This is a genomic window from Nonomuraea sp. NPDC001636 (assembly GCF_040298265.1).
Lineage (GTDB): Bacteria > Actinomycetota > Actinomycetes > Streptosporangiales > Streptosporangiaceae > Nonomuraea.
The window spans coordinates 14298-36886 of record NZ_JBEOZT010000034.1 but is presented as its reverse complement, the minus strand read 5'-3'; the positions used below and the strand labels follow the sequence as shown (position 1 = coordinate 36886).

The 22589-nt window shown below is 71.9% G+C and carries 29 protein-coding genes and 1 riboswitch; of the genes, 17 read left to right on the top strand and 12 right to left on the bottom strand.

Features of this window, described 5'->3' with window-relative positions; genetic code table 11:
- Positions 1-8 precede the first annotated feature (8 nt).
- The 6 genes from ABT158_RS43135 to ABT158_RS43110 all read left to right on the top strand — a co-directional run bounded on the left by ABT158_RS43135 (position 9) and on the right by ABT158_RS43110 (position 5873).
- Complete coding sequence (locus ABT158_RS43135; protein ID WP_352363842.1) at positions 9-518, top strand: TetR/AcrR family transcriptional regulator; 510 nt, start codon at positions 9-11, stop codon at positions 516-518.
- Entirely contained in the window at positions 511-1998 is a 1488-nt protein-coding gene (locus tag ABT158_RS43130) for a glycerol-3-phosphate dehydrogenase/oxidase (RefSeq protein WP_352363840.1), read from the top strand. The genes ABT158_RS43135 and ABT158_RS43130 overlap by 8 nt, the downstream gene beginning before the upstream one ends.
- A gap of 111 nt (positions 1999-2109) precedes the next feature.
- Complete coding sequence (locus ABT158_RS43125) at positions 2110-2979, top strand: sucrase ferredoxin (RefSeq protein WP_352363838.1); 870 nt, start codon at positions 2110-2112, stop codon at positions 2977-2979.
- A gap of 100 nt (positions 2980-3079) precedes the next feature.
- Positions 3080-3391 (top strand): WhiB family transcriptional regulator, encoded by a 312-nt coding sequence (locus ABT158_RS43120; protein WP_125634885.1) that lies wholly within the window; start codon positions 3080-3082, stop codon positions 3389-3391.
- Positions 3392-3720: 329 nt separating this feature from the next.
- A complete protein-coding gene (locus ABT158_RS43115; RefSeq protein ID WP_352363836.1) occupies positions 3721-4953 on the top strand; it encodes an esterase-like activity of phytase family protein in 1233 nt (410 codons plus the stop codon).
- Positions 4954-5075: 122 nt separating this feature from the next.
- Positions 5076-5873 carry an alpha/beta fold hydrolase gene (locus ABT158_RS43110; protein WP_352363834.1) on the top strand — a complete coding sequence of 266 codons (798 nt, stop codon included), beginning with the start codon at positions 5076-5078 and terminating at the stop codon, positions 5871-5873.
- 36 nt (positions 5874-5909) lie between these two features.
- Here the strand turns inward: ABT158_RS43110 and ABT158_RS43105 are convergent, their stop codons facing one another.
- Positions 5910-6539, bottom strand: coding sequence for a TetR/AcrR family transcriptional regulator (locus ABT158_RS43105; RefSeq protein ID WP_352363832.1), 630 nt, complete (start codon positions 6537-6539; stop codon positions 5910-5912).
- Positions 6540-6622: 83 nt separating this feature from the next.
- Between ABT158_RS43105 and ABT158_RS43100 the strand changes: the two genes are divergently transcribed.
- Positions 6623-7255: a maleylpyruvate isomerase N-terminal domain-containing protein gene (locus ABT158_RS43100; RefSeq protein WP_352363830.1), complete on the top strand. Its 633-nt coding sequence runs from the start codon at positions 6623-6625 to the stop codon at positions 7253-7255.
- Positions 7256-7280: 25 nt separating this feature from the next.
- Here the strand turns inward: ABT158_RS43100 and ABT158_RS43095 are convergent, their stop codons facing one another.
- Both ABT158_RS43095 and ABT158_RS43090 read right to left on the bottom strand, forming a co-directional pair.
- On the bottom strand, positions 7281-7514 hold the full coding sequence (locus ABT158_RS43095; protein WP_352327185.1) for a DUF397 domain-containing protein: 234 nt from the start codon (positions 7512-7514) through the stop codon (positions 7281-7283).
- A 133-nt stretch (positions 7515-7647) separates the two neighbouring features.
- Entirely contained in the window at positions 7648-8529 is an 882-nt protein-coding gene (locus ABT158_RS43090) for a Sco1979 family transcriptional regulator (protein ID WP_352363828.1), read from the bottom strand.
- A 201-nt stretch (positions 8530-8730) separates the two neighbouring features.
- On the opposite strand from ABT158_RS43090, the gene ABT158_RS43085 reads away from it, so the two are divergent.
- Positions 8731-9132 carry an ATP-binding protein gene (locus tag ABT158_RS43085; protein ID WP_352363826.1) on the top strand — a complete coding sequence of 134 codons (402 nt, stop codon included), beginning with the start codon at positions 8731-8733 and terminating at the stop codon, positions 9130-9132.
- A 32-nt stretch (positions 9133-9164) separates the two neighbouring features.
- Here the strand turns inward: ABT158_RS43085 and ABT158_RS43080 are convergent, their stop codons facing one another.
- Together ABT158_RS43080 and rsgA are read right to left on the bottom strand one after the other, a co-directional pair.
- Entirely contained in the window at positions 9165-9791 is a 627-nt protein-coding gene (locus ABT158_RS43080) for a phosphoribosyltransferase (RefSeq protein WP_352363823.1), read from the bottom strand.
- Positions 9792-9886: 95 nt separating this feature from the next.
- Positions 9887-10984, bottom strand: a complete 1098-nt coding sequence (rsgA, locus tag ABT158_RS43075) for a ribosome small subunit-dependent GTPase A (protein WP_352363821.1) — start codon at positions 10982-10984, stop codon at positions 9887-9889.
- A gap of 234 nt (positions 10985-11218) precedes the next feature.
- Between rsgA and ABT158_RS43070 the strand changes: the two genes are divergently transcribed.
- A complete protein-coding gene (locus ABT158_RS43070) occupies positions 11219-11815 on the top strand; it encodes a sigma-70 family RNA polymerase sigma factor (RefSeq protein WP_502911617.1) in 597 nt (198 codons plus the stop codon).
- Positions 11812-12531, top strand: a complete 720-nt coding sequence (locus ABT158_RS43065; RefSeq protein WP_352363819.1) for an anti-sigma factor family protein — start codon at positions 11812-11814, stop codon at positions 12529-12531. The genes ABT158_RS43070 and ABT158_RS43065 overlap by 4 nt, the downstream gene beginning before the upstream one ends.
- A 54-nt stretch (positions 12532-12585) precedes the next feature.
- Here the strand turns inward: ABT158_RS43065 and ABT158_RS43060 are convergent, their stop codons facing one another.
- Entirely contained in the window at positions 12586-12909 is a 324-nt protein-coding gene (locus ABT158_RS43060; RefSeq protein WP_352363817.1) for an ArsR/SmtB family transcription factor, read from the bottom strand.
- Positions 12910-12996: 87 nt separating this feature from the next.
- Between ABT158_RS43060 and ABT158_RS43055 the strand changes: the two genes are divergently transcribed.
- Complete coding sequence (locus tag ABT158_RS43055; RefSeq protein ID WP_352363816.1) at positions 12997-13995, top strand: zinc-dependent alcohol dehydrogenase family protein; 999 nt, start codon at positions 12997-12999, stop codon at positions 13993-13995.
- 55 nt (positions 13996-14050) lie between these two features.
- On the opposite strand, the gene glyA is transcribed toward ABT158_RS43055, so the two are convergent.
- The 4 genes from glyA to ABT158_RS43035 form a co-directional block, all read right to left on the bottom strand.
- On the bottom strand, positions 14051-15328 hold the full coding sequence (gene glyA, locus ABT158_RS43050) for a serine hydroxymethyltransferase (RefSeq protein ID WP_502911616.1): 1278 nt from the start codon (positions 15326-15328) through the stop codon (positions 14051-14053).
- A 1-nt stretch (position 15329) separates the two neighbouring features.
- Positions 15330-15418, bottom strand: a riboswitch (ZMP/ZTP riboswitch).
- 34 nt (positions 15419-15452) lie between these two features.
- A complete protein-coding gene (locus tag ABT158_RS43045) occupies positions 15453-16385 on the bottom strand; it encodes a YihY/virulence factor BrkB family protein (protein ID WP_352363812.1) in 933 nt (310 codons plus the stop codon).
- Positions 16386-16443: 58 nt separating this feature from the next.
- Positions 16444-16818, bottom strand: a complete 375-nt coding sequence (locus ABT158_RS43040) for a YccF domain-containing protein (RefSeq protein WP_352363810.1) — start codon at positions 16816-16818, stop codon at positions 16444-16446.
- Between the two features lie 54 nt (positions 16819-16872).
- The gene (locus ABT158_RS43035; protein WP_352363985.1) at positions 16873-17637 is read right to left on the bottom strand and encodes a TIGR03084 family metal-binding protein; all 765 of its coding nucleotides are present in this window, start codon (positions 17635-17637) and stop codon (positions 16873-16875) included.
- 55 nt (positions 17638-17692) lie between these two features.
- Between ABT158_RS43035 and ABT158_RS43030 the strand changes: the two genes are divergently transcribed.
- The 6 genes from ABT158_RS43030 to ABT158_RS43005 all read left to right on the top strand — a co-directional run bounded on the left by ABT158_RS43030 (position 17693) and on the right by ABT158_RS43005 (position 21375).
- Positions 17693-17818, top strand: a complete 126-nt coding sequence (locus ABT158_RS43030) for a hypothetical protein (RefSeq protein ID WP_352328175.1) — start codon at positions 17693-17695, stop codon at positions 17816-17818.
- Positions 17819-17885: 67 nt separating this feature from the next.
- On the top strand, positions 17886-17969 hold the full coding sequence (locus ABT158_RS43025) for a putative leader peptide (protein ID WP_311132608.1): 84 nt from the start codon (positions 17886-17888) through the stop codon (positions 17967-17969).
- A gap of 103 nt (positions 17970-18072) precedes the next feature.
- The gene (locus tag ABT158_RS43020; RefSeq protein WP_352363808.1) at positions 18073-19746 is read left to right on the top strand and encodes a nitrite/sulfite reductase; all 1674 of its coding nucleotides are present in this window, start codon (positions 18073-18075) and stop codon (positions 19744-19746) included.
- The gene (locus ABT158_RS43015) at positions 19743-19886 is read left to right on the top strand and encodes an Insertion element protein (protein WP_103955276.1); all 144 of its coding nucleotides are present in this window, start codon (positions 19743-19745) and stop codon (positions 19884-19886) included. The genes ABT158_RS43020 and ABT158_RS43015 overlap by 4 nt, the downstream gene beginning before the upstream one ends.
- Positions 19883-20611 carry a phosphoadenylyl-sulfate reductase gene (locus tag ABT158_RS43010; protein WP_352328173.1) on the top strand — a complete coding sequence of 243 codons (729 nt, stop codon included), beginning with the start codon at positions 19883-19885 and terminating at the stop codon, positions 20609-20611. The genes ABT158_RS43015 and ABT158_RS43010 overlap by 4 nt, the downstream gene beginning before the upstream one ends.
- Before the next feature lie 59 nt (positions 20612-20670).
- Complete coding sequence (locus ABT158_RS43005) at positions 20671-21375, top strand: sirohydrochlorin chelatase (RefSeq protein ID WP_352363805.1); 705 nt, start codon at positions 20671-20673, stop codon at positions 21373-21375.
- A gap of 3 nt (positions 21376-21378) precedes the next feature.
- Here ABT158_RS43005 and ABT158_RS43000 read toward each other — a convergent pair whose 3' ends face one another.
- On the bottom strand, positions 21379-22077 hold the full coding sequence (locus tag ABT158_RS43000) for a hypothetical protein (RefSeq protein ID WP_352363803.1): 699 nt from the start codon (positions 22075-22077) through the stop codon (positions 21379-21381).
- A 2-nt stretch (positions 22078-22079) separates the two neighbouring features.
- The gene (locus ABT158_RS42995; RefSeq protein ID WP_352363802.1) at positions 22080-22580 is read right to left on the bottom strand and encodes a SigE family RNA polymerase sigma factor; all 501 of its coding nucleotides are present in this window, start codon (positions 22578-22580) and stop codon (positions 22080-22082) included.
- Positions 22581-22589 lie beyond the last annotated feature (9 nt).

The window sequence follows — 22589 nt, the reverse complement described above, 5'->3', positions numbered from 1 at the left end:
TGTGACACATGACGTCGAACCGTCACAATGAGGGTGTGCTGGATGCGGCCCGCGCGTGCGTGCTGGCCTACGGCGTGCGCAGGACCACGCTCACGGATGTGGCCAGGCGGGCGGGCGTGTCGCGGATGACGATCTACCGCCGCTGGCCGGACGTGCGCTCGCTGGTCGCCGACCTGATGACGCGGGAGTGGGTCGCGGTCGTGTCGGGGCTCGACCTGTCCGATCCGGTGCCCGCGATCGTGGCGGGCGTACGCGGGCTGCGCGGGCACCCGCTCTGGCGCAAGATCGTGGAGGCGGACCCCGAGCTGCTGCTGCCGTACCTGCTGGACCGGCGGGGGGCCAGCCACGAGGCGGTGCTGGCCCTGCTGGAGCCGGCCGTCGGCGGGCCGGCCAGGGCGCGGGCCGTGCTGCTGGTCGCCCAGTCGTTCCTGCTGTCGGCCCCCACGATGCTCGACCCCGTGACGCTCGACGACCTGGACGCCGAACTCGCCGCCCTGCTGGAGGCCTACCTTGGATAGCTCGCTGAACGCCCGCAGAAGGTCGTACGAACTGGGCGTGGTCGCCGACGGGCGGCTGGACGTGCTGGTGGTGGGGCTCGGCGCGACGGGAGCCGGCGCGGCCCTCGACGCCGCCTCCCGCGGGTTGAGCGTAGCGGCGGTCGACGCGCACGACCTGGCTTTCGGCACGTCGAGGTGGAGCTCCAAGATGGTCCACGGCGGGCTGCGTTACCTGGCCAAGGGCCAGGTGGACGTGGCCTACGAGAGCGCGGTCGAGCGCGGCATCCTGCTCAGGACGACGGCTCCGCACCTGGTCAAGGCCCATCCGTACCTGCTGCCGCTGACGCCGGCGGTCTCCCCGCGGCAGGCCGCCCTGGTGATGACCGGCTACCGGCTCGGCGACGGGCTGCGGACCGCCGCGCGCACGCCGCGCCGCCTGCTGCCCGGCCCCACGCGGCTCGGCGCGGCGCGCGCCCACACGCTCGCGCCGGTGCTGACGCGCGACGGCCTGCGCGGCGGCCTGCTGTCGTGGGACGGCCGGCTGCTCGACGACGCCCGCCTGGTCGTGGCGCTGGCCAGGACCGCCGCCGGGCACGGCGCCCGCGTCCTGACCCGCTGCCGCGCCCTGCGGCTCACGGACGAGGGCGCCGAGGTGCGCGACGAGCTGACCGGCGAGCGGTTCACCATCCGGGCCAGAGCGGTGGTCAACGCGACGGGCGTGTGGGCCGGGCAGCTCGACCCGGCGGTGCGGCTGCGGCCGTCCCGGGGCAGCCACCTCGTGCTCGACGCCGGGACGCTGCCGGGGCTGATCGCCGGCATGCACGTGCCCATTCCCGGAGAGAGCAACCGATTCGCGCTCGTACTCCCCCAGGGCGACGGCCGCGTCTACGTCGGGCTGACCGACGAGCCGGTGGACGGGCCGGTGCCCGACGTCCCCGAGGTGCCCGCCGAGGACGTCACGGCGCTCCTGGAGGTGCTGAACGGCATTCTGGAGACTCCGGTGACCCCTGAGGCGGTCGCGGGCGCATACGCGGGTCTGAGGCCGCTCCTGGCCGCGGACGGCCGCACGGCGGACCTCTCGCGCCGGCACGCGGTCCTGTCGGACGGCGGCGTGGTCACGGTCGTCGGGGGCAAACTGACCACATACCGGCGCATGGCCGAGGACGCCATCGACCGGGCGGTCTCCCTCAAAGACCTCAGCGCCGGACCGAGCCGGACGAAGCAGATCCCCCTGGTCGGCGCGGGCCCGCAGCCGGACGGGGTGCCGCCCCGGCTGGCCGAGCGGTACGGCAGCGAGGCCGCGGCGGCCTACGAGCTGGTCAAGGCCCACCCCGAGGAGGTCGGGCTCGGCCTGACCAAGGGCGACCTGCTCTGGTCGGTCCGGCACGAGGGCGCGCTCGACGAGGCCGACCTGCTGGACCGCAGGACCAGGATCGGCCTGGTCGCCGCCGACCGGGACCGGGCGCTGCCCGCGACACGCGACGTGCTCGCCACCGGGTGACCCCCGGCCCCGAACCCGCCAATGCGTTAGGTTATCCTTACCTAATTCTTCGGGAAGGGGGAGGCGTTGGCGAGGGGATGCGAGCATCCGGCGGGCTGCCACACGGGAGCCATGCCCACCCTGGCCAGCGCCACCGTGGGAGCCAGGCTCTGGCTGCTCGTCGAGTACGCCGGGCCGTGGCCGTCCCACCTGGAAAGCTTGCAACTTCCTGAAGAAATCTCCGAACTCGTGCGCAGAGCGCTCGAACGCGGTATCAGGCCCCAGCTCATCAGGCGCCCGGGCAAGCGAACCCGCCAGCGGGAGCAGGGCATCCGTGTGCTATTGGCCTACGCGGCGGGCGACCACCCCTGGTTGGCCGGCGGCGTCGTCGCAGGTCCGGACGATCTTGACCTGGACGCCTTCGTGGCCGGAGTGCTCCCGGAGTCCTGCATACTTGAAGACGAGCCGGTATTTCTGGTCTGCACGCACGCCAAGCGCAATGCGTGCTGCGCCCGCATTGGACTACCCCTCGCTCGGTCCCTGGCCGAATTTTTGCCGGACAGAGTGTGGGAAACGTCACACGTTGGCGGCGATCGCTACGCCGCCAACCTCGTGTGCTTGCCACACGGAATTTTCTACGGCAGCATGTCTCAGGCTGCTGCACTGGCAGCGGCTAACGCGTACCGGTCGGGCGAGGTCATTCTCGACCGTCTCCGGGGGCGCGCAGGCATCCCTGAGCCATTGCAAGCCGTCGAGCATTTTGCCCGAGCCCATACGGGAGAGTGCTCCGTCGGCGCAGTGGCCGTGGAATCCTCCAGGTCGGACGGCGACGTCACCGAAGCAGTCGTGCGCTGCGGAGACGTCCGGTTCCAGGTTGTGGTTGAGCCATCGGCGTTCACAGCGCCGTGTGGTACGGCTTGCGCCGAGACGATCACCACCTACCGGCTGGTTTCGCTGGACAGGCTCACGCCTGTGCGGTACGCCACGCCCGCCCTCGCCTGACTAGGGAACATCACGGCCCGTCCTTGCGTTGGAACAGTGACGCCAAAAGCGTCCAATGCGGCTCAATTACCGAAATACCTCTCACGAAGGTGGTTTTCTCATGTCTCAGGTACGTCGGCAGCTCGCCCGCCCGCGCCCCAGCTGGGGTTGGCAGGATGATGCCGCGTGCCGGGGTGAGGATCTCGTGCTCTTCTTCGGCCCCGACGGGGAGCGGCAGCCCGAGCGTGACGTACGTGAGCGGAAGGCCAAGGCGATCTGCGCCGGGTGCCCTGTCCGCAACGAGTGCCTAGACTACGCGCTGTCCCGGCCGGAGAAGTACGGCACGTGGGGCGGTCTCAACGAGGACGAGCGCGCCAGCGAGCGTCGCCGTCGCATGCGCCGCGCCGCCAGCGCCGGCATCTCCGCCGCCTGACACACCTCGGCAGCATCAACGATCATCGCGTGATCACTCAGTTGTCCCGATGAACCGGAGCCTGGCCTTCCATGTCCAGGCTCTGGCGAACCCGGTCGGGGCAACTGCCTGATCAGGCCCGAGATCGTCATCCCGCACCAAGCATCGCCCGGCCACCCCCGCCCGACCCAGGGCAGGGGTGGCCGTCGCGTTTCCCGTCGTGCGCGCCTTTCGTCCGGGAATGTGCGCAGGTCACCGGGCTCGGGCGGAGCGGCAATGATGTCATGAGCGTCCCTGAAGGTCGTCTCATGTTCGGAATGCCGTCATGTGCCGCCTCTAGCGTGCCCGCCATGAGACGCATCACCACCCTGACGTGCGCGGCGGCCATGGCGCTCGCCCTCGCCGCCCCGTCCACCGCCGCGGCCACCGCCGCCACGGCCGACCCCGCCCGGCCCGGGGACCGCGGGCCCGCCGCGTTCGGCCGCGCCGCGCTGACCGGCTTCGCCGCGCTGCCCGCGCAGACGTACGTGCCCGGCAGCGAGCCGTCGGGCTCCCTCCTCGGCACCGCACCGGTCAACGGCGTCACCCCGCCCTTCCCCGGCCAGCCCGTGCAGGGCTTCAGCGGCATCGCCCGCCGCCACGACGGCACCTTCGACGTGCTGTCCGACAACGGCTTCGGCAACAAGGCCAACAGCGCCGACTTCCTCCTGCGGGTGCACCGCGTCAAGCCGGACTTCGCCGCCAGGACGGTCGAGGTGCTCGGCGGCTTCAACCTGACCGACCCGCGGGGGCTCGTCCCGTTCGCCCTGACCCGCCAGGACCGTACGCTGACGGGCTCCGACTTCGACGTCGAGTCGATCGTGCGCGCGACGGACGGCACGTACTGGATCGGCGACGAGTTCGGCCCGTTCCTGCTGCACTTCGACCGCAAGGGCCGGCTGCTCGACGCCCCGATCGAGCTGCCCGGCGTCAAGGCCCCCGAGAACCCCTGGCTGAACGGCGCCCAGCCCAACCTGGCCGGCAGCAAGGGCTTCGAGGGCATGGCCAGGTCGGTGGACGGCCGCCGGCTCTACCCGCTGCTCGAAGGCACGGTGAACGGCGACCCGGCGGGCACGCTGCGGATGAACGAGTTCGACCTGCGCAAGCGCGCGTACACCGGGCGCACGTGGACGTACCGGCTCGAAGACCCCGCCCACTCCATCGGCGACGCCGTCGCCGTGGACGCGAACCGCTTCCTGATCATCGAGCGGGACAACCTCCAGGGCGAGGCGGCCAAGGTCAAGCGCGTCTACGTGGCCGACACCCGCGACCGCGACCACGACGGCGCCCTGGACAAGACGCTGGTGGCCGACCTGCTCGACCTGGCCGACCCGCGCGGCCTCGGCGGCCCGCCCGGCACGTTCAGGTTCCCGTTCCAGACCATCGAGGACTTCGTCGTCCTCGACGACCACACCCTGGGCCTGCTGGACGACAACAACTTCCCCTTCTCCAGCGGCCGCACGCCGGGCCGTCCCGACGACAACGAGTTCATCACCGTCCGGCTCGCGCGCGGTCTTCAGGCCGATCCGCGAATCTTCCGGTAGAAGCGTGTTTTCCGGTAGAAGCGTGTTTTCCGGTAGAAGCAGGTTTTTCCGGTAGAAGCATGTAGAGAAGCGTGGGACGGCTCCGACCTCCTGCTGACAAGAGCCCGCAGAAGGAGTCCGACATGCAGTCCACGGTTCAGACCGTCACCTCGGCCGACGGCACCCGCATCGCGTTCGAGAGCAGCGGCGAGGGCCACCCGGTGATCCTGGTGGGCGGTGCCTTCAACGACCGCACCACCGTCGCCGCCCTCGCCGCCGCGCTCGCCCCCGGCTTCCGCGCGATCGCCCACGACCGCCGCGGCCGGGGCGGCAGCGGCGACGCGCCCGCCTACGCCGTCGAGCGCGAGATCGAGGACCTCGCCGCGCTGATCGAGCACGCGGGCGGCTCGGCGAGCGTCTTCGGCCACTCCTCCGGCGCCATCCTCGCGCTGGAGGCCGCCGCGTACGGGCTGCCGATCGCCCGTCTGGCCGTCTACGAGCCGCCGTACGTCGTGGACGGCGCACGCACCGCGCCCGGCCGCGACTTCGCCGAGCGGCTGCGCGCCCTCGTCGAGGGCGATCGCCGCGACGAGGCCGTGGCGCTGTTCCTGACCGAGGGCGCCGACGTGCCCGCCGAGGTGGTGGCGGGCATGCGGTCGGAGCCCGTGTGGGGCTGGTTCACCACCCTGGCGCACACGCTCGCCTACGACGCCGCCGTGTGCGGTCCGGGGCAGTCACTGCCGGTCGAGCGGCTGTCCCGCGTCACCGTGCCCACCCTGGCGATCGGCGGCGACCAGTCCCCGAAGTGGATGCTGGACGCCGTGCGGGCCGTCGCCGACGCCGTGCCGGGCGCCCGGCACGTGGTGCTGCCCGGCGAGGACCACGGCGTGCTCGGCCGGCCGGAGGCGCTGCTGCCGACGCTGACGGACTTCCTGTCCTGAGCGGGTCCGTACCGGAACGAGCCTGGCTGGGGTAGATCATCCGCTTCCGGGGGGCCTGCCGAGGGCGTCCCGGAGCTCCGCCGCCGCCTCCGGGGTCAGCAGGGGGTGGGAGTAGAGGTCGAGCAGGGTGAGCGCGAGCAGGTGGGCGCCCTCGGGGCTGAACACGTCCACGCCGAGGCCGCGGGAGACGTGCCTGTGCAGCACGCCGACCGACAGCGACATGGCCGTGGACACGGTCGCGCGCGCCCTGCGCCCGGCGAACGGCTCGTCGGTGCGGCTCCGGTCGAGCTCCGCCAGCCACCGCTCGCTCAGCTCGGCGATGCCGTCGAACAGCGGCGCAGCCCAGCCCTCGGCCAGCGCCCGCGCCACGTACAGCCGGTAGGGCGCGAGCGCGTCGAGCGCCGCGGCCACGGGGTTGCGCCCGGCGGGCACGGCGCCGGCGCGGACGTCGTCGTCGATCCGCCGGACGAGCCTGATCAGATGGTCGTCGCACGCCTCGCGCAACGCCTGCTTGGAGCCGTAGTGGTGGCGCAGCAGCCCCGGGGACACCCCGGCGGTCCCGGCGATGGCGCGGGTCGTGGCCCCCTCGAAGCCGTGCTCGCCGAAGTGCAGCAGCGCCGCCTCCCTGATGCGGGCGCGCGCCGTGAGGTCCTCGGGCTCGGTCATGCGGTACGGCTCCCGTCCGGACGTGCGGATCGTGACGACCCTACCCGCGGGCGCACGAAGCGGACGGCGATAAGGTGCCGTGCATGCCGGATACAGCGCTCGTGACCGCGGACGACCTCGACCAGGCCGTCGCCCTCGCCGTCGACACGCTGCGGGACGCGCCGCCGCAGGCGTGGGAGGCGAAGGCGGGCTCACTGGAGTGGACCTGCTGGGAGACCGTCGAGCACCTCGCCGACGACCTGTTCGCCTACGCCGCCCAGCTCGGGCTCACCGTGCCGCCGCTGGACACGTACGTGCCCTTCGCGCTGGAGCGGCGCAGGCCCGGCGGCCCCAACAACACCATCCACGCCGACCGCGCGGCCGGGCCCACCGGGCTGCTGCAGGTGCTCCATGCCTGCGGCGCGCTGCTGTCGGCCATGGTCCGCACCGCGCCGCCGCAGGCGCGCGGTCATCACATCTTCGGCATGGCGGACGCGTCGGCGACCGCCGCGATGGGCCTGGTCGAAACGCTCGTGCATATGCACGACGTGTCCGAGGGGCTCGGGCTGGCCTGGGAGCCGCCCGCCGACCTGTGCTCGCGAGTGCTGGCCCGCCTGTTCCCCGACGCCCCCGTGGACACCGCCCCCTGGGCCACGCTGCTGTGGGCGACCGGCCGCGGCGAGCTGCCCGGACGGCCGCGTCAGACCCGGTGGCGCTGGTACAACGAACCCCGCTGATCAGGCGGGGGATCGGACCGGATGGTCAGACGATCAGGTCGTCGAACTCGCCGTCCTTGGCCCCCAGGACGAACGCGCTGATCTCGGCCTGCGTGTAGACCAGCGCGGGGCCGTCGGGGAACCGGGAGTTGCGCATGGCGATCTCACCCGTGGGCAGGCCCGCGACCTCGACGCAGTTGCCGTTGGGATTGCTTCGCCTGCTCTTGCGCCACACGACGGGGAGGTGACCGGCGGGGGTTCCGTTCCGGAACTCGTGCATGGGGGAAGCTCCTAGCGATCTTACGGATGCACGTGCATCCGCGTTTGCGCTGACCATACGACAGCACGACAGACTCCATATACCGGATGCCCAAAAATCCGACTATGGAGTGGATCACAGGAGTTTCAGCAGCTCATCCGGAAATGAGCTGTTCCAGAAAGCGCCGGGTCTGCTTCGGCTCCAGGGCCTGGATGCTCAGCCGGTCCATGACCTCCATGTAGTGGTCGGAGTCGGCCGGCTTGTCCAGATAGAGGGCGCTGGTGAGCTGCTCCATGTAGACCACGTCGGGCAGGTCGCGCTCGGGGAAGCGCAGGATGCTGAACGAACCGCCGGCCGCCGCGTGCCCGCCGCTCTCGAACGGCATCACCTGGACGGTGACGTTGGGCTCCTCCGTGGCGTCGAGCAGGTGGCGGATCTGCTCCCGCATGACGCCGGCCCCGCCGAGCCCCCGCCGCAGGACGGCCTCGTCGATCACGGCCCACAGCTTGAGCCCGCTCTCCAGCCGCTTCTGCCGGGTGGTGCGCAGGGTGACGCGGCGGTCGAGCTCGGGGTCGAGCGCCTTCTCGTTGCCGAGCCTGATCACGGCCTTGGCGTACGCGGGCGTCTGCAGCAGGCCGGGGACGAACTGGTTCTCGAACGTGCGGATGGCCGAGGCGGCCCCCTCCAGCCCGATGTAGACCTCGAACCAGCCGGGCAGCAGGTCGCCGTACTTGTGCCACCAGCCCGGCGCGTTGGCCTGCCGGGCCAGGGCGAGCAGCGGCTCGCGGTCCTCCGGGGCGGTGACGCCGTAGAGGGTGAGCAGGTCGGCGACGTCCCGCTGCTTGAAACTGACCTGACCGAGCTCAAGTCGGCTGATCTTCGCATGAGATGCGCGAATCGAGTATCCGGCATCCTCCCGGGAGATCCCCTTCTCGGTACGGAGCCTGCGCAGTTGCGTACCCAGCAGGATCCGCAGCACCGTCGGGCTTCCCGGCGTGTAGCTGAGAAGCTTTCCCTCCGCGCTCTGTGCGCTCACTCGACCGCTCCTAGATCATCTGCACGTGCAGATGGTATTCGCATCGGTAAAACACGAAAAGTCTTGCATCACTACCCACACCCCGTAAAGATGGGCACTGGATCACCAGACCGCGCTTCGGGGGCCAGAATGACGACTTTCGACGCTCGGCCGCAAGCCGCCATCGGTGCCCGGCCACCAGGGTGGCTCGCCACCATTCTGGTGGATGGGCGCGCCGGGGAGTGCGACGCGGTGTTCCCCTTCCACGAGCGCACCGCGGTCGAGCCGGCCTGCGTGGCGATGGCCCGGCGGTTCGTGGACCAGACGCTCACCTCGTGGGCCGCCGCCGACCTCGCCTACGACGTGCAACTGGTGGTCTCCGAGCTGGTCACGAACGCGATGCGGCACGGCGGCGGAGCCGTGCAGCTCCGGCTGCTCTTCCGCCGGCCCGAGCTGGCCTGCGTGGTGACCGACCACAGCCAGACCGTCCCGGTGGCGGCGACGACCGACGTGTTCGCCGAGTTCGGGCGCGGGCTGCGGCTGGTCGACGCGCTCTGCAGCGCGTGGGGCTGGTTCGCCCCCGGCGGCTCCCGGAAGCTGGTCTGGGCGGTCCTGTCCGCATAGACACCGGTACGAGCGGCGCCGTCCGGCGAAGGTCACCTCCGCTCCAGGAGGTCGAGCACGTCGTCGTCGGTGAGCTGGTCGAAGTGCTCGTACCACTGGCCGACCGCCCTGAAGTCGATCGGGGTGAGCAGCACCACCACCTCGTCGGCCTCCGCACGCATCATCTCGACGGTCTCCTCGGCGCCGACCGGCACGGCCAGCGTCACCCTGGCGGGGCCGGCCGCGGCCACCGCGCGCAGGGCGGCCCGTGCCGTCACGCCCGTGGCGAGGCCGTCGTCCACGACGATCACCTCGCGTCCGGCCAGCGGCGGCAGCGGCCGGTCGCCCCGGTAGGCCCGTACCCGCCTGGCCAGCTCGTGCCGCTCCCGCTCGACCACGTCGGCCACGTCCTCGGGCGTCAGGCCCAGCCGGTCGAGCATCGTCAGGTCGAACACCGGCTCGCCGCCCTCGGCGATCGCCCCCACGCCCAGCTCGGGAGCGGGCGGGTAGCCGATCTTCCGGGTGACGAGCACGTCCAGCTCGCCGCCGAGCCGGCGGACGACGGGCACGGCCACGGCGACCCCGCCGCGCGGCAACGCCAGCACGACGGGGTCGTGCACCTCCGGCAGCCGCTCGGCCAGCAACGCCCCGGCCTCGGCCCGATCCGCGAACACCTGCATGACCTGTGCATACCCGCACGACCGGCTCTACTCGCCTCCCTTCCGCACCAGGCAGGAGGAAGGCGAGAAAGCCGGCCGCGGACGGTCAGGGACGGTCAGGGGCGGTTGCGGCTGGAGCGGCGCATCTCCTTGTGGATGATCTTCCACTTGTTCTGCTGCTCCTTGCGCAGCCGCGCATCCGTGCGGGACGCCATCCAGGCGGCCTCGCGTTGCAGCTTGCGCCAGCTCTGCAGCCGGCGTTCGGGCAGCTCGCCGTTCTCCATGGCGTCGAGGACGGCGCAGCCGGGCTCGCTGACGTGCCCGCAGTCGGCGAAGCGGCACCGCTCGGCCAGCTGCTCGATGTCGGCGAAGACGAGGTCGACGCCGTCGCCGATGTCGTAGAGGCCGATCCGGCGGATGCCCGGCGTGTCGATGATCAGGCCGCCGCCGGGCAGCGGGATCAGCTCCCGGTGGACGGTGGTGTGCCGTCCGCGCCCGTCGGCCGCGCGCACTTGCTGGGTGTCCATCACGCCGGTCTCGGCCAGCGCGTTGACCAGGGTGGACTTGCCCGCGCCGGAAGGCCCGAGCACGACCGCCGTACGGGAGCCGTGCAGGTAGCTGGCGGCCAGCGAGACCCCCTCACCCAGCACCGAGGAGACGGCGTGCACGTCGACGCCCGGCGCGGCGGCGCGCACGTCGGCCATCAGCTCGTCGAGGCCCGCCTCGAACAGGTCGGACTTGGTCACCAGCACGACGGGCGTGCCGCCGGACTCCCAGGCGAGGGCCACCAGGCGCTCGATGCGGCCGAGGTCGGCGAAGTCGGTCGAGTGCATGGACGGCTCGGCCACGAAGACGACGTCGACGTTGGCCGCGAGCACCTGGCCCTGGCCGTCGCCGGACAGGCCGCCGGTCGAGTGGCGGCTCACGCCGCCCCGGATGAACGCGGTGGTCCTGGAGAGCACCTGGTCGAGCTCGTACCGGCCTTCGGGCAGCCATCTGAGCGCGACCCAGTCGCCGACGCACGGCAGGGCCACCGGGTCGTCGGCGGAGGAACGGCGCACGCGGGCGCCGTAGCGGACGTGGTGCTGACCGTCGGCGGCGATCACCTCGGCGGCGCCGCGGTCGACGCGGGCCACCCGCGCCGGGACGGTGTCAGCAGGGAGCTCGGCGGCACGCACATCGGTCCAGCCGAGCAGGGAAAGGTCGTAAGACAAGACGGTGAAACCTTTGATCGAGAAGGAAACGGGCAGCTCAGACGAGGGCCCGGAGGTAGACGGACGACAGGCGGAACAGAACGACCCGCATAGCCCTCACCTCCTCGATCGGTACGAAGGCGACTCTAACCACCCTGTCCCGGCAGATGCAATCGCATTATGTTCGGCGATCCGTTGAACCCCGCCAGGGCGGCCGAGCGTACTCCCTCCCGACGGACGCGAGAAAGGGGAATGATGCGGATCAGCACGTATCCCCCGCCCTCGGCCGAGGAGACGGCCCCGGTGGGCAAGCCGCGCCTACGCCACCTGATCCGGCGGGTGCGACCGGACGACGAGGTGGTCGTGTCCGCGCTCTACCGGGAGTACCACCGGCCGCTGCTGGCCTTCGTGGTACGGCTGACGGCGGGCGACCGGCAGTGGGCGGAAGACGTGGTGCAGGAGACGATGATCCGGGCCTGGCGCAGCGCGGAGCGGCTGGACCCCGACTCGGTCTCGCTCATGCCCTGGCTCGCCACGGTGGCCAGACGCATCGTGATCGACGACCGGCGGCGCAGGGAGGCCCGCCCGCCGGAATCGGGCGACGCGGCGCTGGACAGCGTGCCGGTGCCGGACGAGCTGGAGGGGCTGCTGCGCCAGGTGGTCGTGTCGGAGGCGCTGAAGGCGTTGTCACCGGCGCACCGCGAGATCCTGAACGAGACGATCCTGCGGGACCGGTCGGTCAACGACGCCGCCGCCGCGCTCGGCATCCCGGTGGGCACCGTGAAGTCGCGGGTCTACTACGCGGTCCGCGCGCTGCGGGTCGCGCTGGAGGAGCGGGGGGTGACGGCGTGACCGCGGGAGTCGAGCACACCGACGTGGGCGCCTACGCCCTCGGCCTGCTGGAGGAGGACGACCGGCTGGCCTTCGAGTCCCACCTGCGCACCTGCCCCTCCTGCCGCTTCGAGCTGTCGGACCTGGCGGGGGTCGCGAGCGTGCTGCACGGCATCGGCCCCCTGGAGGACGCCGGCCCTCCTCGTGAGGGGCAGGCCGGCGTGGTCGACCTGCTCCAGCGCAAGAAGGCGGCCGACCGGCGGGCCCGCAGGGGGACGTTCCTGCTCGGGATGGCCGCGGCGGTCGCCCTGGTGGCCGGCGGGCTGACCGTCGGCACGCAGCTCACCGGCGGCGGCGACCCGCCGCAGGCCATGGCGGGACGCGCCGACCACATGGGCCCGGCCGAGCAGTTCTACGCCGACGGCACGCCGATCGCGGGCAAGGGCGTCGGCGGGGTGTCGGGCGGGCTGGTGGTGGAGTCGAAGGGCTGGGGCACGCACGCCGCGCTCAAGCTGTCGGGGGTGAAGGGGCCGCTGGAGTGCGAGCTGGTGTCGGTGGGCAAGTCGGGCGAGCGGCGGGTGATGACCGGATGGTCGGTGCCGGCGCCGGGTTACGGCGTGCCGGGCTCGCCGGCCCCGCTCTACATGCACGGCGGCAGCGCGACGCCGCTGGCGGAGATCGACCGCTTCGAGGTGGTCACCAGGACGGGCACGACGCTGCTCACCGTCAGGACCTGAGGTCGCAGGCCCGCGCGAGGCCCTTCCGCCGCGGGCGGGAGGGCCTCGCCGCGTTCAGGCGGACGCGCGGTCGGCGGTGACGACGGCGTCGAGCAGACCGGGGAACGCCCGGTCGAACTCGGCCCTGCGCAGGGTGTTCAGGCGGGAGGTGCCGGCGTAGTGCTGCCGGATGAGGCCGGCCTCGCGCAGCACCCGGAAGTGGTGGGTGGCGGTGGACTTGCTCACCGAGATGTCGAACCCGCCGCAGCTGATGTCGCCGGCGGCGGTGGCGAGCTGGGTGACGATGCTGCGCCGGACCGGGTCGACGAGGGCTTCGAGAACCCGTTGCAGGGTGACTTCGCGCAGGTCGGGGTGGTCAGGGGTGCGGTCGGCGTCCATGGGTCCATAGTACGACATCCATCGAAGTTTGACGGCGGTCGTACTTCAGCGGTTGAATGGCGGCCTCTGACGCGGAAGGACGATGTGATGACCAGGACGGTGCTGTTCCACGAGCTCGGCGGGCCCGAGGTGCTGAAGCCGGCGGACGTGGCGGCCGGCGAGCCGGGGCCCGGCGAGGTGCGCATCCGGGTGGACGCGATCGGCCTCAACCGGGCCGAGGCGCTGTTCCGCAGCGGCCACTACATCGAGCCCGTACGGAGTTTCCCCGCCCGGCTGGGCACCGAGGCCGCCGGGGTGGTCGAGGCGGTGGGCGCGGGCGTCACCGGGTTGCGGACCGGCCAGCCGGTGAGCACGGTGCCGGCGTTCTCGCAGAACGACTACGGCGTGTACGCCGAGCGGGCGGTCGTGCCGGCGGCGGCGGTGCTGCCCCGTCCCGAAGGGGTGGACCCGGTGGAGGGCGCGGCCGTGTGGATGCCGTACGTGACGGCCTACGGCGCGCTGGTGGAGGTGGGCGGGATGCGTCCCGGGGACACGGTGGTGCTGAACGCCGCCTCCAGCAGCGTGGGCCTGGCCGCCATCCGGGTCGCCGACCGCATGGGCGCCACGCCGATCGCGCTCACCCGCACCGCGGCCAAGAAGGAGGCCCTGCTGAAGGAGGGGGCGGCCGAGGTGATCGTCACCGAGGAGGAGGACGTGACCGAGCGGGTGCTGGCGGCCACGGGCGGGCGCGGTGCGGAGTTCGTCTTCGACGCGGTGGCCGGGCCGGGCGTGACGGACCTGGCCAGGGTGGTCGCCCCCGAGGGGCTGCTGCTGGTGTACGGCGCGCTGAGCGGCGAGCCGACGCCCTATCCGGGGATCGACCTCGGCATGCCGGCGCTGAACATGCGGACGTACACGATGCACGAGACGACGCGGGTGCCCGAACGGCTGCGGCGGGCGGCGGCGTTCGTGGCCTCGGGGCTGCGCTCGGGGGCCTTCCGGGCGGTGGTGGACCGCACGTTCGACCTGGAGGAGATCGTCGAGGCCCACCGGCACCTGGAGTCGAACGCGCAGTTCGGCAAGATCGTGGTGACGGTCCGGCACTGACCGTCCGGCCGCCCGCCGCGAGGGGCGGGACGGGCCGGACGGGCGGGCCGCGGGATCAGGCCAGGCCGGGGGCCGGGAACTGCGCGGTCAGCTCGCTGACCTCGTGGTGGACGCGGGTGATGACGTCCTCGGCGTCGCCCTTGGCCAGGGCCGTGACGACCTCGTCCATCCAGGCGCCGATCTGCCGCATCTCGGCCTCGCCCATGCCGCGCGAGGTGACCGACGGGGTGCCGATGCGGATGCCCGACGGGTCGAACGGCTTGCGGGTGTCGAACGGCACCGCGTTGTAGTTGGTCTCCAGGCCGGCCCGGTCGAGCGCCTGGGCGGCGGGCTTGCCGCCGATGCCCTTGGGCGTCAGGTCGAGCAGGATCAGGTGGTTGTCGGTGCCGCCGGAGACCAGGTCGAAGCCCCGGCTGGACAGCTCCTCGGCCAGCGCCTTGGCGTTGGCGACGACCTGGTGGGCGTAGTCGCGGAAGGACGGCTGGGCGGCCTCGTGCAGCGCGACGGCGATGGCGGCGGTGGTGTGGTTGTGCGGGCCGCCCTGGAGGCCGGGGAAGACGGCCTTGTTGAGCGCGGTGGCGTGCTCGTCGCTGGTGGCCATGAGCATCGCGCCGCGCGGGCCGCGCAGCGTCTTGTGGGTGGTCGTGGAGATCACGTCGGCGTGACCCACCGGGGACGGGTGGGCGCCGCCCGCGACCAGGCCGGCGATGTGCGCGATGTCGGCCGCGAGCACGGCGCCGACCTCGCGGGCGATGGAGGCGAAGCCCTCGAAGTCGATCGTGCGCGGGATCGCGGTGCCGCCGCAGAAGATCAGCTTCGGCCGGTGCTCCAGGGCCAGCTCGCGGACCTCGTCGAGGTCGACGCGGCCGGTGTCGCGGCGCACGCCGTAACGGACCGGGTTGAACCACTTGCCGGTGGCCGAGACCGACCAGCCGTGGGTCAGGTGGCCGCCGAACGGCAGGCCCATGCCGAGCACGGTGTCGCCGGGCTGCAGGAAGGCCAGGTAGACGGCCAGGTTGGCGGGCGAGCCCGAGTACGGCTGGACGTTGGCGTGGTTGACGCCGAACACGGCCTTGGCCCGCTCGATCGCCAGCGTCTCGATCTGGTCGATGACCTGCTGGCCCTCGTAGTAGCGCTTGCCCGCGTAGCCCTCGGAGTACTTGTTGGTCAGCACCGTGCCGGTCGCTTCGAGCACGGCCTTGGACACGTAGTTCTCGGACGCGATCAGCTTGACGGTGTCGGCCTGGCGGCGCTCCTCCGCCTTGATGAGCTCGGCGAGCTGCGGGTCGGCGCTAGCAAGAGAACTCATGACTCCCCTGTCATCATTGACAATTGGCGAAGACCCAGGCGCTCGGCCTCCGCTCCCGGTTGATTCGCTCCCTGGTGGTCGATCCCACCGAATGCGCCAGTCGCGTCGCCCTAGACGATAGCGGATGCGCAACCGGCCGCTCGTCCCGCTACTTGGTCCGGCTCACACCCGGCCAGAGCCGGTCGACCTCGGCGTTGAGGATGGCTCCGATGAGCACGGCCAGGGCGGTGATGTACAGCCACAGCAGCAGCGCGATCGGGGCGGCCAGGGAGCCGTAGACCGACACCGGCGAGAACCAGGCCGCCAGCACCGCCCGCAGCACGGCGGCGCACACGATCCACAGGAACAGGGCCAGGATCGCGCCGGGCAGCTCCCGGTACCACTTCGTCCGCACCGGCACGCTGACGTGGTAGAGCACGGTCAGGAACAGCACCGAGCCGCTGATCACGACGGGCCAGTAGAGGATGTCGATGAGGATGCCGTACTCGCCGGGGAGGGCGTCCTTGAGCAGGGTGGGGCCGATGACCAGGATCGGCATGACGATGATGCCGATGATCAGGCCGACGACGTAGAGGCCGAACGACATCAGCCGGGTGCGGATGATGCCGCGCTCCTCCCCCAGCCCGTACGCGACCGAGATGAGGTCGACGTAGACGTAGAGCGCCCGCGAGCCCGACCACAGCGACAGCAGGAAGCCCAGGGAGATGATGGACACCTTGTTGGCGTCGTCCCTGAGCACGTCGGTGATGAGCGGGTTGATCACCTTCTTGACGGCGTCGTCGGTGAACAGCAGCCCGGCCTGCTCGATCACCCAGGTCTTGACCTCGGTGACGACGCCGCCGCCGAGCCAGGTGCCGAGCTTGCCCAGCACGCCGATCAGGCCCAGCACGAACGGCGGCAGCGACAGCAGCGCGAAGAACGCGGCCTCGCCGGCCAGGCCGGTGACCCGGTAGTCGACACCGGCGTTCGTGGCCGCGCGCACGATCGCCCACGACTTGGTGTCGAGCACCCAGTTCAGCCTGGCCCGGGCGTTCGAGGCGAGCCGCCTCCTGGACCGGGAAGGCGCATTGGTGGACGTCATGGCACCCAACGGTATTTCGCAGTGACTCTCCGGAACAGCTTACGTCCCGGCTCCTGCCCTAGTCGTTGTCCACGATGCGCGCGCCCAGCGGGAGGAGGGAGACGGGGATCAGCTTGAGGTTGGCGATGCCCATGGGGATGCCGATGATGGAGATGAACAGCGGGATCGAGGTGACCACGTGCCCGATCGCCAGCCAGATGCCCGCGACCACGCACCAGATGACGTTGCCGATGAGGGAGAAGACGCCGGCGTCGGGATCGCGCACGACCGTACGGCCGAACGGCCACAGAGCGTAGGCGGCGATCCTGAACGAGGCGATGCCGAACGGGATGGTGACGATGAGGATGCAGCAGATGATCCCGGCCACGGCGTAGCCGATCGCCAGCCAGATGCCGGCGAACACGAGCCAGATGACGTTCAGAATGGTCCGCATGCTCACAGCATGTCACCGGCCGTGCCTCCGACGTCATCCGGTACGACCCTGAACTTACCCTGACCTGGGCGGCCGCCCGCTCCCCGGCGGCCCGGCGAACGCCTGGGCGATCTCCATCCAGGCGCGGGCGGGCTCGCCGGCCGGTTCCAGGGCGGTGTCCGACAGGTGCACGCGCTGGGTGACGAGCAGGCAGAAGTCGAGCATCGGGCCGCGCACGGCGGCGGGCGCGTCCGCGGGGCCGGCGGTCCACAGGTCGCCGCCGGGGGTGGTGAGCTCGACGCGGACCGGCCCGGCGGGCTCGGGCAGGCCGCGGGCTGCGAAGCTGTAGGGCCGGGCGCGGACGCCGAGCAGGGCCACGTGCCGCAGCCGTTCGGTGGGCTCCCGGGCGACGCCGAGCGCGTCGGCCACGTCCTGGCCGTGGGCCCAGGTCTCCATCAGGCGCGCGGTGACGAACGACGCCCCCGACATCGCCGGACCGAACCACGGCACCCGCACGCGCGCGCCGAGCCTCGCGAACGCCTCCAGCGACCGGGCGCGGGACGCGCGGAACCAGGCGTGCAGTTCCTCCGGCGGCAGGCCGCGCGCGGCGTGGGCGAGGTCGTCCACCGAGCCGGCCCGCGCGGCCAGGGCGCGGAAGCCGTCGGGGTCGGTGACCGAGACCACGGCGGCGTCGTCGAACCAGGCCAGGTGGCTCACCTGGTCGCGCACCGCCCAGCCCGCGGCGGGCGTGGGCGTCTCCCAGTCGGCGGGGCGCAGCGGCGCCAGCAGCGCCTCCAGGGAATCGCTCTCGGCCCGGAGGTCGGCCAGCAGTCCGGCCATGAGGTCCACGCGCGCCAGCCTAACCCGAACAACGTTCTGGGAGAATAATGCAGACGTGATCTGCGAGAGCTGCAAGGACAAGCGTCACGACGACTGCCGCGGCGGCTCCTGGTGCGACTGCCAGCACCAGAGCGAGGAGCGGCCGCAGGAGTCGCCGCTCGACTGGCCGCGCCAGGGTTAGGAGCCCGCGGAGTCCAGACTCTGGACCCCATCTTGGACATCCGGGATCTCCGGAGTATCTTCAAGGTATGCCAGCGGACCCCATGCTCGTCGGTCGACGCCACGTCGACCTTCAGCGTGTCCGCAGTGCCATCTGTTGCGACGCCCGCTAACTCATCTTCTCCACCGCAGAGCGCGTCGCATTCACCTGAACCCCTGCACTCGACGACGAGGCAGGAGGAACGCTGCGCGCGCCCACGAAACGAAGGACGCGCAATGAGCACCCCTGCCAGCCGGCATCACAAGCGCCCGCGCGGCGAGGGCCAATGGGCCCTCGGTTACCGGGAACCGCTGAACAAGAACGAAGAGAACAAGAAGAACGACGACGGGCTCAACGTCCGTCAGCGCATCATCGACGTCTACGCCAAGCGCGGCTTCGACTCGATCGACCCCGCCGACCTGCGCGGGCGCATGCGCTGGTACGGCCTCTACACCCAGCGCAAGCCCGGCATCGACGGCGGCAAGACCGCGGTCCTGGAGCCGGAGGAGCTCGACGACCGCTACTTCATGCTCCGCGTGCGCATCGACGGCGGCCAGCTCGACCTGCGCCAGCTCCGCACGATCGCCGACATCGCCAACGAGTACGCGCGCGGCACGGCCGACCTCACCGACCGGCAGAACATCCAGCTCCACTGGATCGAGATCGAGTCGGTGCCCGACATCTGGGAGCGCCTGGAGGCCGTCGGCCTGTCCACCACCGAGGCGTGCGGCGACACCCCGCGGGTGATCCTGGGCTGCCCGCTGGCCGGCATCGACGCCGAGGAGGTGCTGGACGCCACCGACGACATCCACTCGATCAACCGGCAGTTCATCGGCAACCCCGAGTACTCCAACCTGCCGCGCAAGTTCAAGAGCGCGCTGAGCGGCTGCCCGGCCCACTGCACGGTGCACGAGATCAACGACGTCGCCTTCGTCGGCGTCGTCAACGAGCACGGCGAGGCGGGCTACGACCTGTGGGTCGGCGGCGGCCTGTCCACCAACCCGATGCTGGCCAAGCGCCTGGGCGTGTTCGTCAGCCCCGACCGCGCCGACGACGTGTACGGGGGCGTGATCGGCATCTTCCGCGACTACGGCTACCGGCGGCTGCGGCACAGGGCCCGGCTGAAGTTCCTGGTCAACGACTGGGGCGTGGAGAAGTTCCGCGAGGTGCTGGAGACCGAGTACCTCAAGGAGAGCCTGCCCGACGGCCCGGCGCCCACCCTGCCGCGCGGCGGCCGCCGCGACCACGTCGGCGTCCACCCGCAGAAGGACGGCAACTTCTACGTGGGCTTCGCGCCCAAGGTGGGCCGCCTCGACGGCGACAAGCTCCACGTGATCGCCGACATCGCCGAGCGGCACGGCTCCGGCCGGGTGCGCACCACCGTCGAGCAGAAGATGGTCGTCCTCGACGTCGCGCCGGACCGGGTGGAGTCCATCGTGGCCGAGCTGGAGGCCAACGACCTGCAGGTCAACCCCTCCACGTTCCGCCGCCAGACGATGGCCTGCACCGGCATCGAGTACTGCAAGCTCGCCATCGTCGAGACCAAGGCCACCGCCGCGAACCTGATCGACGAGCTGGAGCGGCGGCTGCCCGACTTCGAGCAGCCGCTCACCATCAACGTCAACGGCTGCCCCAACTCCTGCGCCCGCATCCAGGTCGCCGACATCGGCCTGAAGGGCCAGCTCGTCGTGGACGAGAACGGCGACCAGGTCGAGGGCTACCAGATCCACCTGGGCGGCTCGCTCGGCGTGAACTCCGGCTTCGGCCGCAAGGTGCGCGGACTGAAGACCACCGCCAAGGCCCTGCCCGACTACGTCGAGCGCGTGGTGAGCAACTACGACGCCCAGAAGAAGGAGGGCGAGTCCTTCGCCGACTGGGTGCAGCGCGCGGACGAGGCGGACCTGAAATGACCACGCGAGCGGTCCCCTTCCACTGCCCGTACTGCGGTGACGAGGACCTGGAGCCCTACGAGGGGGACGGCGGCTGGTACTGCCGCGCCTGCGCCCGCGCCTTCAAGCTGAAGTTTCTCGGAATCGGAGTGAAGATATGACGCTCGTCGACATCGAGGTGGGTTTGCGAGATCAGCGTGGCACGCTCGACCTGCAGGACATCGTCGAGTCCGCCGCCACGTTCCTTGAGGGCGCCCCGGCCCGGGAGATCATCCGGTGGGCGGCGGCGACGTTCGGCGACCGGTTGTGCCTGACGTCCTCCATGAGCGACGCCTTGCTCATCGACCTGGTGAGCCGCGTCAAACCCGGCGTGGACGTGCTGTTCATCGACACCGGCTACCACTTCGCCGAGACGATCGGCACCCGTGACGCCGTGCGGCAGGTCTATGACGTCAACGTGATCGACATCAAGCCGTCCAGGACGGTCCAGGAGCAGGATCGCGACCTCGGGCCGCGCCTGTTCGGCCGCAACCCCGACCTGTGCTGCTACCTGCGCAAGGTCGAGCCGCTCAACCGGGCGCTGGAGCCGTACCTGGCGTGGATCTCCGGCATCCGCCGGGACGAGTCGTCCAGCCGTACGGACACCAGGGTCGTCGAGTGGGACGCCAAGCGCCAGATGGTGAAGGTCAACCCGATCGCCGCCTGGACGCAGGAGGACGTCGACAACTACATCGCCGACAACGGCGTGCTGATCAACCCCCTGCACTACGACAACTACCCCTCGATCGGCTGCGCGCCGTGCACGCGCCAGGTCGCCGAGGGCGAGGACCCGCGCAGCGGCCGCTGGGCGGGGCTGGGGAAGGTCGAATGCGGCATTCACCTGTGATCCCCGGCAGGGGCCGCGTCCCGTTGGCAGACGGGCCGGCCCCCGGGCGCGTGCCACTGGTGGCGGTCGCGCACGGGTCGCGCGACCCGCGTGCCGCCGCCACCGTGGCCGCGCTGCTGGACCGGGTGCGCCTGGCGCGTCCCGACGTGCCGGTGCGGGTGGCCTACCTCGACCACTGCGCGCCCACGCTGGGCCAGGCGCTCGACGGGCTGAGCGAAGCCGTGGTGCTGCCGCTGCTGCTCACCGAGGCCTACCACAGCCGGGTCGACCTGCCCGCCGCGCTCAACGAGGCCCGCGCGCGCGATCCGCGCCTGCGGGTCCGCTACGGCACGACGCTCGGGCCGCACCCGCTGCTGCTGCCGGCGCTGGAGCGGCGGCTGGCGGAGGCGGGCGTGCCGGCCGGCGACCCCGAGACTGCGGTCGTGCTGGTCTCGGCCGGGTCGAGCGACGCCAGGGCCAACGAGGTGATCGCCGGCATGGCCCGCGCCTGGCGGCGCGCCGGCTGGTGGACGGTGACCGCGGCCTACGCCTCGGCCGCCGGGCCGACGCCCGGGGAGGCCGTCGCGCGGCTTCGGGCGGCGGGCGCGCCGCGCGTGGCCGTCGCCCCCTACCTGCTGGCTCCCGGCTTCTTCGCCGACCGGATCCGCCGGGCCACCGCCCCGGCCGTCTGCGCCGACGTGCTCGGCCCGGCGCCCGAGCTGGTGGACGTGCTGCTGGAGCGGTACGAGTCGGCCCTGCGCGAGCGCCTGCCCGTGGCCGGCTGACCCTCAGCACCGGGCCTTGATCTCGCCGGTCCTCGGATCGACGCTGACCATGTTGGGCCGGCACGCCCGGGTGCGGGCGTCCACCACCGTCAGCCGCCACTCGGCGGGGTAGGACGCGGTCCTGGCAAGCAGCAGCTCGGCGCGCTCGGCGGTCATCGTGCCGGTGCCCGCGTCCGCGGCCTGCACCACGGCGGCGCTCAGCTCGTTCACGCCGTCGCGGGCCTGGGCGTCGCCGAACCAGCCGGGCGGCTGCCGGACCGTGGGCCCGCACGCGCCGGTGGCGACCAGGTCGCCGTTCAGCCAGACCAGCCCGTAGCCGCCGGACGGGCAGGTGAGGGCGAAGGACACCTTCCCGGCCTTCGACTCGAAGGTGAACGTCTCCCGCCTGCCGCCCCGGGTGTAGCCGTGGAAGAGCGGCGGCCGGGGCTGGGCGCGCGCCGGCGCGGGCTGGGCCAGGGCGCCGGCCCACACGTCCCCGGCGGCGGGGGCGGACACCGGGACGGGCCGGGCGTCCACGGTGAGCACCGTGACGGCCGTGACCGTCAGGGCCGCCGCCGCCACCGAGGCCGCCGCCCGGCCCCGGCGCCGCCGGATCCGGCGGACGCGGGCGTCCACGTCGGCCAGCCGCACCCCGCCGGGGGGCGCGTCGGCGGTGTCGTGTTCGAGCAGGTCGTGCAGGTCGCGCAGTCGCTGTTCCGTCATCGTCAGCTCCCCGTCTCCGCCGCGGCCCTGGCCGCGGGGTCGAGTCGCAGCTTGGCCAGCGCGCGGCTGGCCTGACTGCGTACGGTGGACACCGAACAGCCCACGATCTCGGCGATGGCCTCGTCGGGCAGGTCCTCGAAGTACCGCAGCACGACCACGGCCCGCTGCTTGGCCGGGAGCGCGGCCAGGGCGGCCCTGAGCGCGTCCCGGGTGCCGAGCCCGGCCGTGTCGTCCGCTTCCTGGGGGCGGTCCGGGAGCTCGCCCGTGGCCACCTCGCCCCGCCAGCGCCGCCGCCACCAGGAGGCGTGCGTGTTGGTCAGGATGCGGTAGACGTACGGGTCGGGGTTCGCGCCGACCCGCCGCCAGGCCAGCCAGGCCCTGGCCAGCGCGGTCTGCGTCAGGTCCTCCGCCGTGGCCCAGTCGCGGCACAGCAGGTACGCCGTCCTGAGCAGGCGGGCCGAGCGCTGCTCGACGTATCGCTCGAAGTCGGCACGATCCCGCATCGAGGGGTC

Excerpts from the sequence above, each read along its gene's own strand:
- ABT158_RS43135 (WP_352363842.1), top strand. The coding sequence starts at position 9 with ATGACGTCGAACCGTCACAATGAGGGTGTGCTGGATGCGGCCCGCGCG.
- ABT158_RS43125 (WP_352363838.1), top strand. The coding sequence starts at position 2,110 with ATGCCCACCCTGGCCAGCGCCACCGTGGGAGCCAGGCTCTGGCTGCTC.
- ABT158_RS43120 (WP_125634885.1), top strand. The coding sequence starts at position 3,080 with ATGTCTCAGGTACGTCGGCAGCTCGCCCGCCCGCGCCCCAGCTGGGGT.
- ABT158_RS43115 (WP_352363836.1), top strand. The coding sequence starts at position 3,721 with ATGAGACGCATCACCACCCTGACGTGCGCGGCGGCCATGGCGCTCGCC.
- ABT158_RS43110 (WP_352363834.1), top strand. The coding sequence starts at position 5,076 with ATGCAGTCCACGGTTCAGACCGTCACCTCGGCCGACGGCACCCGCATC.
- ABT158_RS43105 (WP_352363832.1), bottom strand. The coding sequence starts at position 6,539 with ATGACCGAGCCCGAGGACCTCACGGCGCGCGCCCGCATCAGGGAGGCG.
- ABT158_RS43100 (WP_352363830.1), top strand. The coding sequence starts at position 6,623 with ATGCCGGATACAGCGCTCGTGACCGCGGACGACCTCGACCAGGCCGTC.
- ABT158_RS43095 (WP_352327185.1), bottom strand. The coding sequence starts at position 7,514 with ATGCACGAGTTCCGGAACGGAACCCCCGCCGGTCACCTCCCCGTCGTG.
- ABT158_RS43080 (WP_352363823.1), bottom strand. The coding sequence starts at position 9,791 with ATGCAGGTGTTCGCGGATCGGGCCGAGGCCGGGGCGTTGCTGGCCGAG.
- ABT158_RS43070 (WP_502911617.1), top strand. The coding sequence starts at position 11,219 with ATGCGGATCAGCACGTATCCCCCGCCCTCGGCCGAGGAGACGGCCCCG.
- ABT158_RS43060 (WP_352363817.1), bottom strand. The coding sequence starts at position 12,909 with ATGGACGCCGACCGCACCCCTGACCACCCCGACCTGCGCGAAGTCACC.
- ABT158_RS43055 (WP_352363816.1), top strand. The coding sequence starts at position 12,997 with ATGACCAGGACGGTGCTGTTCCACGAGCTCGGCGGGCCCGAGGTGCTG.
- ABT158_RS43045 (WP_352363812.1), bottom strand. The coding sequence starts at position 16,385 with ATGACGTCCACCAATGCGCCTTCCCGGTCCAGGAGGCGGCTCGCCTCG.
- ABT158_RS43040 (WP_352363810.1), bottom strand. The coding sequence starts at position 16,818 with ATGCGGACCATTCTGAACGTCATCTGGCTCGTGTTCGCCGGCATCTGG.
- ABT158_RS43035 (WP_352363985.1), bottom strand. The coding sequence starts at position 17,637 with ATGGCCGGACTGCTGGCCGACCTCCGGGCCGAGAGCGATTCCCTGGAG.
- ABT158_RS43025 (WP_311132608.1), top strand. The coding sequence starts at position 17,886 with ATGCCAGCGGACCCCATGCTCGTCGGTCGACGCCACGTCGACCTTCAG.
- ABT158_RS43020 (WP_352363808.1), top strand. The coding sequence starts at position 18,073 with ATGAGCACCCCTGCCAGCCGGCATCACAAGCGCCCGCGCGGCGAGGGC.
- ABT158_RS43015 (WP_103955276.1), top strand. The coding sequence starts at position 19,743 with ATGACCACGCGAGCGGTCCCCTTCCACTGCCCGTACTGCGGTGACGAG.
- ABT158_RS43010 (WP_352328173.1), top strand. The coding sequence starts at position 19,883 with ATGACGCTCGTCGACATCGAGGTGGGTTTGCGAGATCAGCGTGGCACG.
- ABT158_RS43000 (WP_352363803.1), bottom strand. The coding sequence starts at position 22,077 with ATGACGGAACAGCGACTGCGCGACCTGCACGACCTGCTCGAACACGAC.
- ABT158_RS42995 (WP_352363802.1), bottom strand. The coding sequence starts at position 22,580 with ATGCGGGATCGTGCCGACTTCGAGCGATACGTCGAGCAGCGCTCGGCC.